Here is a 15,171-nt window from a genome sequence, read left to right as displayed (position 1 = left end):
TTTCGTCAGAGGTTCGGGGGCGTTCAGGCGAGGACCAGGCAGTGCTCCGGCCGCCAGCCGAACTCCACGGTCTCGCCGCCGCTCCAGCGGTCCTCCATGCGGGCGCGGGCCGTGTTCTGCTCCAGTACGGACAGCGTGACGCCGGGGGCGAGTTCGATCAGATAGGTCGTGGTCGGACCGCTGTAGACGGTCTCGCGGAGCACACCGCTGAGCATCGACATGCCCGGTTCGAAGTCCGACAGCCAGATCTTCTCCGGGCGCACGGACACACTGACGGCGGCACCGTCGGCGATCTCGGAACGGGCGCCGACGGGCAGGGCCGGGCCCTTCGCCAGCTGCACCTCGCCGTCCCGGTAGGTGCCGGTCATCAGGTTGGACGTGCCCATGAAGGACGCGACGAAGCTGCTGGCGGGGTGCTCGTAGATGTCCTCGGGGGTGCCGCACTGTTCGACGCGGCCCTCGTTCATCACGGCGATCCGGTCGGACATGGTCAGCGCCTCGTCCTGGTCGTGGGTGACGAAGACGAAGGTGATCCCGACCTCGCGCTGGATCTGCTTCAGCTCCACCTGCATCTGCCGGCGCAGCTTCAGGTCGAGGGCGGCCAGCGGCTCGTCCAGGAGGAGCACGGCCGGACGGTTCACGAGCGCCCGGGCGAGGGCGACGCGCTGGCGCTGGCCGCCGGAGAGCGTGCCGGGCCTGCGGTCGGCGAAGCCCGCGAGCTGGACCAGCTCCAGCATCTCGCCGACCCGCTCGCGGATCTCGGCCCGGGCGACGCCCTTGCGCTTGAGGCCGAAGGCCACGTTGTCGGCGATGCTCAGATGGTCGAAGAGGGCGTAGCTCTGGAAGACCGTGTTGACGTTGCGCCGGTTCGGCGGCAACGCCGTCACGTCCTCACCGGCGAGCAGCACCGCGCCCTCGGTGGGGTCGCTGAACCCGCCGATCATGCGCAGCGTGGTGGTCTTGCCGCAGCCGGACGGGCCCAGCAGGGAGAAGAAGTGGCCGGCCGCGATGTCGAGGTCGAGGTGGTGGACGGCGTAGGACTCGCCGTACTGCTTGGAGACGCCGTCGAGCCGGACGGCGGGGGTCGTGTCCATGGTCACTTCCCGGAGAGGAGGTCGAGGCCGCCGCGGCGGCCGAAGAGACGCGGGATGAACAGGGCGAGGACGATCAGGGCGATGGATCCCGCGAGCATCAGCGTGCCGACCGCGTTGATGGTGGGCTGCACGCCGAAGCGGATCGCCGAGTAGATCCGCACCGACAGGGGCTGGGGATCGACGCCGGTGGTGAAGTAGGCGAGGACGAAGTCGTCGAAGACCAGCGCGAAGATCAGTACGGCACTGGCCAGCACGGCGGGGAGCAGCGCCGGCAGGGTCACCAGCCGGACCGCCTGCCAGCGGGTGGCGCCGAGATCCATAGCGGCCTCCTCGACCTCCGGGTTCAGCGCGGCGACCCGGGAGCGGAGGATGACCGTGACGTAGGAGATGGAGAAGGTGATCTCGGCGAGCATCACCGTGCCGGTGGACAGCGGCACGCCGAGTCCCTTGAACAGCAGCATCGACGCCACGCCCGTGACGATCTCCGGCGTGATCAGCGGCACCAGCATGATCAGCCCGGCCAGGGAGCCCAGCCGGGTGCGGCAGCGCACCAGGCCGAGCGCGAGCGCCACCCCGAGCAGGACCGAGCCGGCCATCGCCACCAGGGAGATGCGCAGGCTCGTGCCCAGGGAGGCCAGCAGGACGTCGTCCTGCGCGAAGGCGCGGTACCAGCGCAGGCTGAACCCGTCGAAGACGGTCAGCGACTTCTGGGAGTTGAAGGAGAACAGCGCCACGACCGCGATGGGCAGGTAGAGCAGCGCGAAGAACAGGCCGGTGACCGCGATCAGCACCCGGGGCCTGCGCTGGGCACGGCCGCGCCGCGCCCGGGGGCGGGTGACCGTGCGTTCCGGGACGGTGGAGGAGGGCATGCGCAGCAGAGTCATCGGCGGGCCTCCGCCTCGTCCTTGCGGGTGCGCCGCAGATAACCGAGCATCCCGATCAGCAGCACCAGCATCAGCAGCATGGTCAGAGCGGAGCCCAGCGGCCAGTTCTGCCCCTGGAAGAACTTGTCCTGGATGAGATTGCCGATCATGATCTGGTCCGGGCCTCCCATGAGCTGTGCGCTGACGAAGTCGCCCATCGCGGGCAGGAAGACCAGGACGAGCCCGGCCGCCGCGCCCTGCCGGGTGGCGGGCAGGGTGACGAAGAAGAAGGTGCGGACCGGGCCGCCGTACAGATCGCGGCCGGCCTCGATCAGGGAGACGTCCAGGCGTTCCAGGGCCGCGTACAGTGGGATGATCATGAAGACGACGAAGCCGTAGACGAGTCCCGCGACGACGCCGAAGCCGCTGTTGAGGATCTTCGTGCCCGCGTCGGCCAGGCCGACCGAGCGCAGCGTGCGCAGCACCGGGCCGTCGTCGGAGAGCACCACCGACCAGCCGTACATCCGGACCAGGTAGTTGGCGAAGAAGGGCACCACGATCGCCGCGATCAGCGCGTGCTTGTACCGTCCGCCGTGCAGGGCGATCGTGTACGCCACCGGGTAGGCGATCAGCAGACAGATCACGCAGGTCAGCAGGGCGTAGCCGAGGGAGCGGGCCAAAACCTCGGTGTAGGCGGGGTCCGTGAGGGCACGGATGCCGGCCAGGCTGAAGCCGAAGCGCGGATTGCCGAGCTGGTCCGTGGTGCCGACGGCCAGGACGGCCACGAGGACGAGCGAGGCGATGAGGAAGCCGGTCATCCACAGGGTGCCGGGCAGCATGAGCCAGGTCCAGATGCGGGTGCCGTCGGAGTCCCGGCCGCGGCGGGTGCGGGACGAGGGACGGAGCAGTGCCATGGATCAGCCCGCCTTCACATGGGTCCAGGCGGCGTCCCGGGCGTCCTCCGCCGCGCGGGCGCCGTTGCGGAAGAACAGGTCCGCCTCGAGGTCGTCCTTGGTGACGAGGCACTCGGGGAACGGCTCGACCAGGTCGGCGTAGACCTTCTCGGTGCCCGCGACCGGCATCGGGTAGCCGATGTACTCGATGTTCTTCTTCACGTTCTCCGGCCGCAGCATGTAGTCGATGAACAGCATCGCGGTGCCGGGGTGGGGCGCGTTCCAGGGGATGGCGTAGCAGTCCGAGTTGATCGGCGTGCCCTCCCTGGGTGCCTGGAACCCGAACACGGAAGGGTCCTCGGCCTGGTTCAGCATGGCGGCCATGTCACCGCTCCAGGCCTGCTGGATCAGCGCGTTGCCGTTGAGCAGGTTGTTGTAGCTGTCGCTGGAGAAACCGCGCAGCCGGGGCCGCAGCGAACCCAGCAGGGCGGTGATCCTGTCGAGGTCACCCGCGTCCCCGGTGCTGACGTCCAGGCCGAGCGTGAGGGCGCCCATGCCGAGCACCTCGTCGCGGTCGTCCAGCAGGAAGACCTTGCCCTTGGCCCGCTCGCTCCACAGATCACGCCAGGAGTCGGAGAGGTCACCGATACGGTCCCGGCGCCAGCCGATGCCGGTCTTGTACGCCGTGAAGGGGACGGTGTGCGCGGAGCCCGGGTCGTACCAGGGGTCGGCGAAATAGTCGTACGCGCCGAACACGGCCTGGGAATTGGCCAGTTGGGAGTGGTCGATCCGGCGCAGCCGGCCGCCGCGCACCAGGCGCTGGGCCCATTTCGCCGAGGGGAAGACGATGTCGTAGCGGTTGCCGGCGTTGAGCTTGGCGACCATGCCTTCCATCGAGTCGAAGTTCGACTGGACGACCCTGACGCCGTACTCCTTCTCGAAGCCCTTGAACACGGACGGGTCGACGAAGTCGGCCCAGTTGAAATAGACGAGATCACCGTCGACGCGCGCCTTGACGGGCGCGAGCTGTTCGGCGCTGGGCGTTTTCGCGGGCATGAACCCGCAGCCGGCGGCGGCAGCGCCCAGCAGACCGCAGGCGCCTGCCCGCAGCACGGCGCGTCGGGACGGCGGTGATACCTCGAGGGACATGGAACGTCCTCTCCGTCGAGGAACGGCACAAGTCCAGGGCGGGACCGGCTGGTCGGCTCACTTCAGGCCCTGATTCCGCAGTGAAGACCGGTCTGGGGTGGGTGCGTAGGCGCGCGTCAGCGGACGTGCGATAAGTCCGACGGGCGGCGTACGGCGCGGTACGCGCGATCGGTGCTGGAGGGCGTCACCGCGGAGCCCCCTCCAGGTCGTCCCTGACCCGGCGGGCGAACCAGCCGACCGCGGCCTCGCGCTGCGACAGCGGGCCCGGCTCGAAGCCGGGAGTCTGCATCCCGGCCTGTACGCGCTCCACCAGCTCGGCGTCCTCGTCGTTGGTGACCCAGCCGATGTGGATGTTGAGCCGCCGGGCCAGCCGGGTGCGCAGGCCCTCCCCGGTCCGGGTGTAGAAGGCGCCGGGGATCGCCGCCCGGTCCTGGGCGGTGGGCAGGGCGGTCCACGCGAGCACGTGGTCAGGGTAGAAGTCGATGAGCGTGTTGGGGTAGATCACGGCATACCGCCAGACCCGCCGGTCGGCCTCGGTCAGCCCCGGCATCGGGGTCGCGAGCCGCTGGTAGAGACGCTCGGTCCAGTTCGAGGACGGCTTGTCGCGCAGGGGCGACTCGAACAGGACGTAGTTCTCCTGGACGTCCACCGTGTACGCACCGTAGTCGAGCAGTCGCATGAGCGCGGGGTGGGCGACGGGGACGTGATAGCCCTCCAGATAGTTGTCGACGATCACCTTCCAGTTGGCGTTCTGCTCCTCGCCGCCCAAGAGGTCGTGGATGCGGTGCTTGCCGACCGGCACCAGACCGGCCCCGGCATAGCGGCCGACGGCCTCGGCGAGCCCGGCGCAGCTCTCCGCCAGCGGGGTCGCCTCCAGGTCGAGGTTGACGAAGACGAAGCCGAGGAACGACTCCACGTTGACCGGGTGCAGCCCCAGCTTGGGCTTGTCCAGACAGGGGATCCGGCGCGCCTCGGGGGCGCCGACCAGTCGTCCGTCCAGCTTGTAGGTCCAGCCGTGGTACGGGCAGCGGATCGCCTTGCCCTCCGGCTCCGGGGCGCTGACCAGACGGGTGCCGCGGTGCCGGCAGACGTTGAGATGGGCGGCGAGTCCGCCGTCCTCGGTGCGGACGACCAGGACCTCGCGGCCGGCGGCGGTGGCGGCGAGCCGGGCGCCGGGGCCGGGGAGGTCGGACTCGTGGCAGACCAGCTGCCAGGACTTGGCGAAGATGTGCTCGGTCTCGGCTGTGGCGATGGCCGGATCCGTGTAGTAACGCGCGGGCAGTGCCTCCCCGGGGTGCGCGGGGGGCGGCTCCGGTGGGGGAGTGGAGAGGTCTTCTGCCCGGGTGGTCGCGGGGTGCATGGGGTCCTCCTCCGCGCCGCTGCGGCGGCGATGGGCGGTGAGGCGGCGGGCCGGTGCGGGGGCAGGGGCGGAGCGCAACTGTGGCTTCCGGACCTGCCGCGATCCGGCTGACTGATTGGTTAGTCAGACTGGGGGTGCCGAGGGAGCAAGTCAAGACTTGTGGGCTGACTAATTAGTTAGTTAGTCTCCTGGGCAAGCGGACGGCCCGGGCTCATGGATCGATGCCCGGACCCGAGTCCGCTCGCCCGTGGACCACGGTCCACGCCACAGCGGGTGCCGGATCCGGCCACTCCGCACCGCTCCCCGCCCCTCGCGTCACGGCACCGGAGCATCCCCACCCACCTCATCGCCGCGTCACCCCCGCTTCCGAGCCCCAGGAAGCGGTGTGACCCCGGAGGCACGTATGAGCGATCGCCGAAGTCTGGTATGGCTCGGCCTCACGCCGGAGCCCGAACAGGAACTGCCCACCGCGGTGGCCGCCCTGCGCGCCCCGGCGGCCGGCCGGCCACCGACGGCCCTGGTCGCCGCCGAGCGCAACCGCGTCGAGCGACTGGTGCTGCGCGGCACGCAGCGCGCCTGGCTGCGCTACCTCGGCGAGGTGGCCGACCTGGTCGTCGAAGCCGCCGACGCCGCGCCCGCCGACCCGAGGGCGGCGCTGTTGGCCGGCGAGGTCGTCCTCGACCACCACCGCATGCTGATCGGCCTGCCCGGCACCGGCTACGCCCGCACCGCCGCACAGCGGCGGGACCTGGAACGGGCGCTCGCCCGGCTGAGGTCACGCGCCCCCCAAGGCCACCTTGAGCTCAGGAGCACCGTATGACCGGCGTGTTCTCGCTCGTCCCCGACGGGCTGCTCGTCCCGCCGCCGGCCGGCAGCGCATCGCCCGGCGCCGGCGAGGACCTCTCCTCCTACCGTGCGGCGGGCGGCTACACACCGCCGGCCGCGCCCGGCCTGCTGCTCGACCGGGTCGAGGCCGCGGGACTGCGTGGCCGCGGCGGCGCCGGATTCCCGGCCGCCGTCAAGCTCCGGGCCGTCCGTGACGCGCAGGGCACACCCGTCGTCGTCGCCAACGGCGAGGAGGGCGAGCCCGGCTCCGTCAAGGATCGCTGGCTGCTGCGGCACCGCCCGCACCTGGTCCTGGACGGCCTGCGCCTGGCCGCCGCCGTCACCGGCGCCGACCGCGGCCATGTGTACCTCTCCGACGCCCCGGCCGAGCAGGCCGTCCGGCGGGCCCTCGCCGAGCGCCCCTTCGACCTGCCCGTGGACGTCGTACGCACCGAGCACACCTACGTCGCCGGGGAGGAGACCGCGGTCGTCCGCCGCATCGACGGCGGTCCGGCCCTGCCCACGGCCAAGCCGCCGCGGCCCTTCGAGAGCGGCGTCGGCGGCGCGCCCACCCTGGTCGCCAACGTCGAGACGCTGGCCCGCGTCGCGTGGATGCACGCGCGCCCCGACGCCATGGCCGCCGTCGCCGGCGCCCATCTGGTGACGCTCGCCGGGGCCGACGGCGCGGCCGCCCTGGTCGAGGTGGCCGCGGGCACGCATCTGAAGGTCCTCGCCGACCTGTGCGGCCACGGCACGGCCCCCGCCGTTCTGCTGGGCGGCCTGTTCGGCGGGCTGTACGGCGAGGGCTGGCGGGATCTGCCGCTCGACCACGACGGCCTGCGCGCGGCCGGGGCAGCGCTCGGCTGCGGGGCGCTGCACTTCCTGCGCCCGCAGGACTGCCCGGTCGCCGTCGCCACCGAGGCCGCCGCCTACCTCGCGGCACAGAGCGCCCGGCAGTGCGGGGTGTGCGTCTCCGGCACCCGGGCCCTGGCCGGAACCCTCGAATCCGTCGGCTGCGGTGAGGCGGGCCACGACGCCCTCGACAAGCTGGACCGCTGGTCACGCCAGCTGCCCGGGCGAGGCGCCTGCGGACTGCTCGACGCCGCCGCCCGCATCGTCGCCACCCTGCTCGCCCACTTCCCCGACCGGGTCGACGCCCACCGTCACGCCGACTGCCCCGCCTGCGAAGGCACGGCCCCCGCGGACGGGCTCCGGTTCACGGTGCCCGTGCCCTGAGCCGCGCCCCGGCCCCTCGAAGCTCCCGCACCCGGGGCGCCCCGACCCCGCCGCGCCGAAAGGACCCCGCCATGAAACTCCTGCTGGACTCCACCCGCTGCCAGGGCTACGGCCTCTGCCAGGAACCCGCACCCGAGCTGATCGACCTCGACGAGTGGGGCTATGCCACGGTGCGGGTCACCGAAGTGCCGCCGGGCGGCGAGGACGCCGCCGAAGCCGCCGTCGCCGCCTGCCCCAACTCCGCGCTGAGGCTGGTGAAGTGACATGGGACGTGACCTGACCGCGCTCTTCGACCCCGTATCCGTCGCCGTCGTCGGAGCCAGCGACGACCCGGCCAAGTACGGCCACGCCATCGCCGTCCAGGCCGTCCGCGCAGGACGCCGCCGCCCCGTCCACCTCGTCAACCGCCGCGGCGGCACGGTCCTCGGCCGCACCGCCGCCACCAGCCTGAGCGCGATCGGCGAGCCCGTCGACCTGGCCGTGGTGTCGGTGCCCGCCGCCGGCTTCGAGGACGCCGTCGACGAGGCCCTGCGCTGCGGGGCCCGCGCGATCGTCGCCATCACCGCCGGTTTCGCCGAGACCGGGGACGCCGGGCGGATACGGCAGCAGGCCGTCGCCGAGCGCGTGCGCGCCGCCGGTGCCGTGATGGTCGGCCCCAACTGCCTCGGCATCGCCGACAACACGACCGAACTCTTCCTGGCCTCCGACACCTTCACCCCCGGTGGTGTCGCCCTCCTCAGCCAGAGCGGCAACCTCGCCCTCGAACTCCAGCTCCGCTTCGCCCCGCACGGCCTCGGCTTCTCCCGGTTCGTCTCGCTCGGCAACCAGGCCGACGTCACCCTCGTCGATCTGCTCGCCGACTGCGCCCGGCACGACGGCACCCGGGCCATCGCCGTCTACGCCGAGGACTTCGGTGACGGACGCGCCTTCGCCGAAGCCGCCGCCGAGGCCGGCAAGCCCGTGGTGCTGCTCAGCGCCGGACGCGGCGACGCCTCCGCGCGCAGCGCACAGTCGCACACCGGCGCGCTGACCACCTCCGCCGACGTCGTCACCGCCGCCTGCCGTGACGCCGGTGTCGAACTGGTCGCCACCCCGCGCGAACTCACCGTCGCCCTGGCCGCGTCGAGTGGCGCACGCCGGGCCACCGGACACCGGGTCGCCGTACTCACCGACGGCGGCGGACACGGCGTCATAGCCGCCGACGCCGTCGAGGCGGCCGGGCTGACCGTCCCCGAACTCCACGAGCCGACCCGGCAGCGGCTGCGCGAAGCCCTGTGGGACCAGTCGGCCGTCGCCAACCCGGTGGACCTCGCCGGAATGGGCGAGCAGGACCCGGGATCCTACGCCGAGACCGTCACCGCGCTGCTGGCGGCCGAGGAGGTCGACGCCGTGCTGATGACCGGCTACTTCGGCGGCTACGCGGCGGCCGACGGGGGCCTCGGCGGCGGCGGGACGGCGCTCGCGCGAGGCGAGGAGGAGGCCGCACGCCTCATCGCCGCCCGGCACCGCGCCACCGCGAAACCCCTGGTGGTGCAGTCCATGTACCCCGAGTCGCCCAGCTGCCGCACACTGGCCGCCGCCGGCGTACCGGTCTTCTCCGCCACCGAGGACGCGGCCCGCGCCCTGGCCACCGTGGCACCCGGCGGACAGCGGACCGGTGTCGCACCGCTGCCCCCTGCCGCCACCCCGCTCCGCGAGAGCGGCTACATGGAGACCCGCCGTGCGCTGGAGTGCGCGGGGATCCCCTTCCCCGCCGCCCGGGAGGTCCACGACGAGGCCGAACTGCTGGCCGCGACCGAGGAGTTCGAGGGACCGTACGTCCTCAAGGCCCTGCACCTGCTGCACAAGTCCGACGCCGGCGGAGTGGCGCTGGGCCTCGCAGGACCCGGCGAACTGCTCGCCGCGTTCCGGGAGATGCACGCCCGGCTGGGCGCCTCCTCCTACTCCGTGGAGGCCATGGCCGACCTGACCGACGGCATCGAGCTGATCGTCGGCGTCAACCAGGACCCGCGCTTCGGCCCGGTCGCCATGGTCGGCCTCGGCGGTGTGCTCGCCGAGGCACTGCACGACGTCGCCTTCACCCTCGCCCCCGTCGGCGCCGAGCGGGCCGAGACCCTGCTGCGTCAACTGCGCACCGCCGCCCTCCTGGACGGCGTACGGGGCAAACCGGCGGTCGACATCGCCACCGCCGCCCGGGCCGTCGAGGCCATCACGGCCTTCGCCGCCGCCCACCCCGAGATCGCCGAACTCGAGGTGAACCCCCTGCTCGTACGCCCCGACGGAGTGCTGGCCCTCGACTCCCGAGCCGTACTCGCCTGACCCAGCCGTACCCGCCCGACCCTCTGGAAGAGGCCCCCATGGACATGCGCTACACCCCCGAGCAGGCCGACCTGAAGCGGCGCGCCGCCGACTACGCACGGCTGCTCATGCGCTACGAGGACCAGTCCGAGCAGGCCGGCGGCCCGCTGCCGCAGGAACTCGTGACCGAACTGACCCGGGCCGCGATGGACGCCGGTGTCTACGCCATCAACATGCCCGCGGAGTGGGGCGGCGCCGGACTCAGCCTGCTCGACCAGGTCATCGTCGAGGAGGAGTTCGGCAAGGTCACCAACTGCCTGTGGGACATCCCCTGGCGGCCGGCGAACGTCCTCGCCTACGGCGACGAGCGCCAGCGCGAGAAGTACCTGCTGCCCGTGATCCGCGCGGAGAAGTTCGACGCGTTCGCCGTCACCGAGCCCGGCGCCGGATCCGACCCGTCCTCGGGCACCTCCACCGCCACCCGCACCGAGGGCGGCTGGCTGCTCAACGGCGAGAAGTGGTTCGTCACCTGCGGCGACATCGCCGACTTCCTGCTGGTGCAGGCGGACGCGGGCCCCGACCGGGAACCCACGCTGTTCTTCGTCGACAAGGCCGCGCCCGGCGTGCAGATGACCCGGCTGCCGCACTTCATGCACTCAGCGGTCAACGGGCACCCCGAGTTCACCTTCACCGACGTCTTCGTGGCCGACGAGGACGTGCTCGGCGGTGTCGGCAGGGGCTACGAGCTCACCAAGGAGTGGTTCACCGACGAACGCCTGATGATCGCCGCCCGCACGGTCGGCGCGGCCGAGCGCGCACTCCAGCTCGCCCGGGACTGGGCCGTGGAGCGCGAGCAGTTCGGGGCGCCCATCGCCTCGTACCAGCTGATCCAGGGCATGCTCGCCGACTGCGCCGTGGACATCGCCGTCAACCGCGCCTACACCCACCAGGTCGCCTGGGAGGCCGACCAGCCCGGCACCGACCGCAAGACGCTGCACGCCAAGGCCTCCACCGCCAAGCTCGCCGCCAGCGAGGCCGCCGGCCGGGTCGCCGACCGCTGTCTGCAGATCTTCGGCGGCCGTGGCTACGACCGCACCTACCCCGTCGAGCGCATGTACCGCGAGCTGCGCGTCGACCGGATCTGGGAGGGCACCTCCGAGATCCAGCGGCTGATCATCGCCAACGAGCTCATCAAGCGCGGCACCCGCGCCCTGGCCCTGCCCACGCACTGAAACCCACACCCCTTTCGCAACCCACAGCGAGGACTTCCATGGACTTCCGCCTCACCCCGCGCCAGGTTCAGCTCAAGAGCGACGCGCGCGCCCTGACCGACTTCATCGCCGGCTACGAGACGCAGTGCGAGGAGGACAACGGCCTCCCCGCCGACGCGCACGCCAAGGTCCGCGACGCGGTCCTCGACGCCGGGCTCCAGGCCGTCAACATGCCGGCCGAGTGGGGCGGCGCCGGACTGACCATCGCCGAGCAGGTCACCGTGCAGGAGGAGCTGGGCCGGCTCACCGGCGCCCTGTGGGACATGGTGTGGCGGCCCGCCAACGCGCTCCGGTTCTGCACGCCGGAGCAGCGCGAGCGGTTCCTGATCCCCGTGATCAACGGCGAGCGCCGCGACTGCTACGCCGTCACCGAGCCCGGCGCCGGCTCCGACCCGCAGAACCTCGCCACCACCGCGACCAGGAACGACCAGGGCTGGGTGCTCAACGGCGAGAAGTGGTTCGTGACCGTCGGCGACCACGCCGACTTCATGATCGTCCTCGCCGCGGCAGGCCCGGAGCGCGCACCCACCCTCTTCCTGGTCGACAAGGACACCCCCGGTATCGAGATGACCCGGGTCCCGCGCTGGATGCACACCTTCGTCTACGAGCACCCCGAGTTCACCTTCACCGATGTGCAGGTGGGCGACGACGCCGTCCTCGGCGGCATCGGCGAGGGCTACGACATCACCCGCTCCTGGTTCACCGAGGAGCGGCTGATGATCGCCGCCCGCACCATCGGCGCCGCCGAACGCGCACTGGAGCTGTCCCGCGACTGGGCCGTGGAGCGGGAGCAGTTCGGGGCGCCGATCTCCTCGTACCAGCTGATCCAGGGCATGCTCGCCGACTGCGCCGTGGACATCGCCGTCAACCGCGCCTACACCCACCAGGTCGCCTGGGAGATCGACCAGGCGACGGCCGAGGACCGCAAGACGCTGCACGCCAAGGCCGCCATCGCCAAGCTCTCGGCGAGCGAGTCCTCGGGCCGGGTGATCGACCGGTGCCTCCAGATCCACGGCGGCCGCGGCTACGACCGCTCGTACGCCGTCGAGCGGCTCTACCGCGAGCTGCGCGTGGACCGGATCTGGGAGGGCACCTCCGAGATCCAGCGGCTGATCATCGCCAACGAACTCGTCAAGCGGGGCACGGGAGTTCTGGACCTGCCCACCGCCTGACACCCGCCGCCGCAGACCAAGAGAGGGAGACGGATGACCGACATCAAGCGCGTAGGGGTCGTCGGCTGCGGGCTGATGGGCGCCGGCATCGCCGAGGTCTGCGCACGGGCCGACGTACCGGTCACGGTCGTGGAACGCGACGCGCAGGCGGCCAGGGCCGGTCGCCTGCGCATCACCCGCTCGCTCGACCGTGCCGCCGCACACGGCAGGCTCAGCGACGAGGAGAGGGACGCCGCCGACGCCCTCATCACCGTCGCCGACGAGCTTCAAGCCCTGCACGGCCACGACCTGGTGATCGAGGCCGTGGCGGAGGACGAGGCCCTCAAGGTCGACGTCTTCACCCGCCTCGACTCCGTGATCACCGGCGAGCACACCATCCTGGCGACCAACACCTCCTCCATCCCGGTCATCAGACTCGCCGCCGCCACGACCCGGCCGGACCGCGTGGTCGGGGTGCACTTCTTCAACCCCGTACCGGTGCTGCGGCTCGTCGAACTCGTGCCGTCGCTGCTCACCTCGCCCGCCACGGCGGAACGGGCCGAGGAGTTCGTGACCGCCACCCTGGGCAAGGAGGTGGTCCGGACCCGGGACAAGGCCGGGTTCGTCGTCAACGCGCTGCTCGTGCCCTATCTCCTCGCCGCGATCCGCATGGTGGAGTCGGGCAGCGCGAGCGTCGAGGACGTCGACCGCGGCATGGTCCTCGGCTGCGCACACCCGCTCGGACCGCTGGCCCTGACGGACCTGATCGGCCTGGACACCACGCGGGCCATCGCCGAGTCGCTGTACGCCGAGTTCCGCGAACCGCAGTACTCGCCACCACCCCTGCTGTCCCGCATGGTGGAGGCCGGGCTGCTGGGGCGGAAGTCCGGGCGGGGCTTCCATGTGTACGACGGGCAGCCGCCGGGCGAAACTGCCGTACCGGCGAGGCAGCCGTGAGGGAAGATGGTCATGGCGTAGGACCGACGAACGAGGGGAGCCGCAGGGTGGCCACCAAGGTGCGCACGGCAGACACGCGCGAGCGCATCCTGACCGCGGCGTGCGAGGTCATCGCCGACATCGGCTTCGAGAAGATCCGCATGCGCATGGTCGCGGAGCGGGCAGGGGTGTCGACGGCCCTGCTGCACTACCACTTCGACACGCGCGAGAAGCTGTTCACCGAGGCGATGACCCACTCCTTCGCCAATACGGCCGTCGACGTCGAACGCGAGGCGGAGACGGCCCCGGCGGCGGTCACCCTCGCCCGCATCCTGCGCAACCTGCTGCCGACGGATCCCGAACTGCACCAGGACTGGCGGCTCTGGCAGGAGCTGTGGGTGCGGGCGCTGCGCGACGAGGCCACGCGGGTCTTCGCCGTGGACCTCTACGCGCAACTGCACGCCTGGGTCGGGGACGCGGTCCGGCGGGGAATCACCTCCGGCGAGTTCACGCCGGCCGACGTCGACGAGCTGGCCACGCTCGTGCTGTCCCTGAGCGACGGCTACGGCATCCGCCTCATGCTCCGCGACCCCGCGGTCACCCTGGACACGGCGCTCGCCGCCATATGGCGCCATGTGTCCACGGCACTCGGCCTGCCCGCCGAGGTACCGGCTGAGTGATCGTCCGGTCACTATGGTGGTGACCGTGGCCGAAACGGAACGCAGGTCCTGGGTGCCGTTGCTGGCGGTGTGCGCCGGGTACTTCATGGTCATCCTGGACGTCACGGTCATCAATGTCGCCGTCCCCGTGATCGGCCGGGAACTGTCCGCCTCCCTCACCGGCATCCAGTGGATCACCGACGGATACACCCTCGTCCTCGCGGGTTTTCTGCTCACCGGCGGCGCACTGGGCGACCGGCTCGGCAACCGCCGGGTCTTCTGCGCGGGCGTCACGGTCTTCACCGTCTCGTCGGCCGCCTGCGCACTCGCGCCCAGCGCCCCCTTCCTCGTCGTGGCCCGCCTGGTGGAGGGGCTCGGCGCCGCGCTGATCGTGCCCGGCTCCCTGGCCCTGCTCCAGCAGGCCTACCCGGAACCGGACGTACGCGCGCGGGCCTTCGGGCTGTGGGGTTCGATGGCCGGGATCGCCGCCTCCGCCGGGCCGCTGCTGGGCGGGCTGCTGGTCTCCACGGTGGGCTGGCGCTGGGTGTTCCTCATCAACCTCCCCGTCGGCGCGGCCTGCATCGCGCTGACGCTGCGGCACGTGGCCCGCTCGCCCCGCCGGGCCGACCGGGCCCTGGACTGGCCGGCGCAGTGCGCGGTCGTGGCGGCGGTGGCCCTGCTGACCGGGGCGCTCAACGAGGCGGGACGCCGGGGCTGGTCCGACCCGGCCGTCCTCGCCGGCATCGGCCTCGCCGTACTGGCGGCAGGGGCCTTCGCCGTACGCGAGCGGCTGGCCCGCAATCCCGCTCTCCCGCTCGGCCTGCTGCGTTCGCGCGAGATGAGTGGCGGCGTCGTCATCGGCCTGCTGTTCAACTTCGGTTTCTACGGCATGGTGTTCACCGCCAGCCTGGAGTTCCAGCACCAACGCGGCTACAGCGCCCTCGGCACCGGACTCGCGCTGTTCCCGGCGGTGGCGATGACCATGTTCGCCTCCGTCCTGTCGGGGCGTCTGTCGCACCGTACCGGCGACCGTCCGCTGGTGATCTCCGGAATGCTGCTGGCCGCCCTGGGGCTGGCGGGCTGGGCCGCGGCGGGCGCCGATCCCGGCTACGCGCTGCTGGTGCTGCCGATGATGGCCGCCGGCTTCGGAACGTCGTTCGCCCTCACCGGTTCGACCGCGACCGTGATGGCCGCCGCACCCCCGGCGTACGCCGGGGCCGCCTCCGCGCTGTTCAACACCACCCGCCAGATCGGCAGCGCCACCGGCGTGGCGCTCGGCGGCAGCCTGCTCGCCTCCGCCACCGTCTACACCACCGGGCTGCGCACCAGCATGGCCATCGGCGCGGGCGCCTATCTGACGGCCGCGCTCCTCGCGTGGCTGTGCGTCCCGGGGAAGTCGACAAGGAAATAAAGACCGCAGGATTCGTGCCGTACCG

Annotated in this window: 14 protein-coding genes; 9 read left to right on the top strand and 5 right to left on the bottom strand. The window is 71.9% G+C overall.

Annotated elements, in window-relative coordinates; translation table 11 throughout:
* Positions 1–23 precede the first annotated feature (23 nt).
* The 5 genes from ACHBTE_RS12505 to ACHBTE_RS12485 all read right to left on the bottom strand — a co-directional run bounded on the left by ACHBTE_RS12505 (position 24) and on the right by ACHBTE_RS12485 (position 5,359).
* Positions 24–1,094 (bottom strand): ABC transporter ATP-binding protein, encoded by a 1,071-nt coding sequence (locus ACHBTE_RS12505; protein WP_394723783.1) that lies wholly within the window; start codon positions 1,092–1,094, stop codon positions 24–26.
* Between the two features lie 2 nt (positions 1,095–1,096).
* On the bottom strand, positions 1,097–1,978 hold the full coding sequence (locus tag ACHBTE_RS12500; protein ID WP_394723782.1) for an ABC transporter permease: 882 nt from the start codon (positions 1,976–1,978) through the stop codon (positions 1,097–1,099).
* On the bottom strand, positions 1,975–2,871 hold the full coding sequence (locus tag ACHBTE_RS12495; protein WP_394723780.1) for an ABC transporter permease: 897 nt from the start codon (positions 2,869–2,871) through the stop codon (positions 1,975–1,977). Before ACHBTE_RS12495 ends, ACHBTE_RS12500 begins: the two co-directional genes overlap by 4 nt.
* A gap of 3 nt (positions 2,872–2,874) precedes the next feature.
* Complete coding sequence (locus ACHBTE_RS12490; protein ID WP_394723778.1) at positions 2,875–3,999, bottom strand: spermidine/putrescine ABC transporter substrate-binding protein; 1,125 nt, start codon at positions 3,997–3,999, stop codon at positions 2,875–2,877.
* A gap of 184 nt (positions 4,000–4,183) precedes the next feature.
* Positions 4,184–5,359, bottom strand: a complete 1,176-nt coding sequence (locus ACHBTE_RS12485; protein WP_394723777.1) for an aromatic ring-hydroxylating dioxygenase subunit alpha — start codon at positions 5,357–5,359, stop codon at positions 4,184–4,186.
* A 403-nt stretch (positions 5,360–5,762) separates the two neighbouring features.
* Between ACHBTE_RS12485 and ACHBTE_RS12480 the strand changes: the two genes are divergently transcribed.
* The 9 genes from ACHBTE_RS12480 (at position 5,763) to ACHBTE_RS12440 (ending at position 15,146) form a co-directional block, all read left to right on the top strand.
* Complete coding sequence (locus tag ACHBTE_RS12480) at positions 5,763–6,179, top strand: hypothetical protein (RefSeq protein WP_394723776.1); 417 nt, start codon at positions 5,763–5,765, stop codon at positions 6,177–6,179.
* Positions 6,176–7,420, top strand: coding sequence for an NADH-ubiquinone oxidoreductase-F iron-sulfur binding region domain-containing protein (locus ACHBTE_RS12475; RefSeq protein ID WP_394723775.1), 1,245 nt, complete (start codon positions 6,176–6,178; stop codon positions 7,418–7,420). Before ACHBTE_RS12480 ends, ACHBTE_RS12475 begins: the two co-directional genes overlap by 4 nt.
* Before the next feature lie 71 nt (positions 7,421–7,491).
* Positions 7,492–7,683, top strand: coding sequence for a ferredoxin (locus ACHBTE_RS12470; protein WP_394723774.1), 192 nt, complete (start codon positions 7,492–7,494; stop codon positions 7,681–7,683).
* A gap of 1 nt (position 7,684) precedes the next feature.
* Positions 7,685–9,739: an acetate--CoA ligase family protein gene (locus tag ACHBTE_RS12465; protein ID WP_394723772.1), complete on the top strand. Its 2,055-nt coding sequence runs from the start codon at positions 7,685–7,687 to the stop codon at positions 9,737–9,739.
* A gap of 38 nt (positions 9,740–9,777) precedes the next feature.
* Positions 9,778–10,950, top strand: a complete 1,173-nt coding sequence (locus ACHBTE_RS12460) for an acyl-CoA dehydrogenase family protein (protein WP_394723771.1) — start codon at positions 9,778–9,780, stop codon at positions 10,948–10,950.
* A gap of 38 nt (positions 10,951–10,988) precedes the next feature.
* The gene (locus ACHBTE_RS12455) at positions 10,989–12,161 is read left to right on the top strand and encodes an acyl-CoA dehydrogenase family protein (RefSeq protein ID WP_394723769.1); all 1,173 of its coding nucleotides are present in this window, start codon (positions 10,989–10,991) and stop codon (positions 12,159–12,161) included.
* A gap of 33 nt (positions 12,162–12,194) precedes the next feature.
* Positions 12,195–13,097 (top strand): 3-hydroxybutyryl-CoA dehydrogenase, encoded by a 903-nt coding sequence (locus tag ACHBTE_RS12450; protein ID WP_394723767.1) that lies wholly within the window; start codon positions 12,195–12,197, stop codon positions 13,095–13,097.
* A gap of 47 nt (positions 13,098–13,144) precedes the next feature.
* On the top strand, positions 13,145–13,756 hold the full coding sequence (locus tag ACHBTE_RS12445; RefSeq protein ID WP_394723766.1) for a TetR/AcrR family transcriptional regulator: 612 nt from the start codon (positions 13,145–13,147) through the stop codon (positions 13,754–13,756).
* A 13-nt stretch (positions 13,757–13,769) separates the two neighbouring features.
* On the top strand, positions 13,770–15,146 hold the full coding sequence (locus ACHBTE_RS12440) for an MFS transporter (protein WP_394723764.1): 1,377 nt from the start codon (positions 13,770–13,772) through the stop codon (positions 15,144–15,146).
* Positions 15,147–15,171: the final 25 nt, after the last annotated feature.

Source organism: Streptomyces sp. M41 (genome assembly GCF_043673425.1).
Lineage (GTDB): Bacteria > Actinomycetota > Actinomycetes > Streptomycetales > Streptomycetaceae > Streptomyces.
The sequence above is the reverse complement of the archived record's forward strand: the minus strand, read 5'-3'. Positions and strand labels throughout refer to the sequence as shown.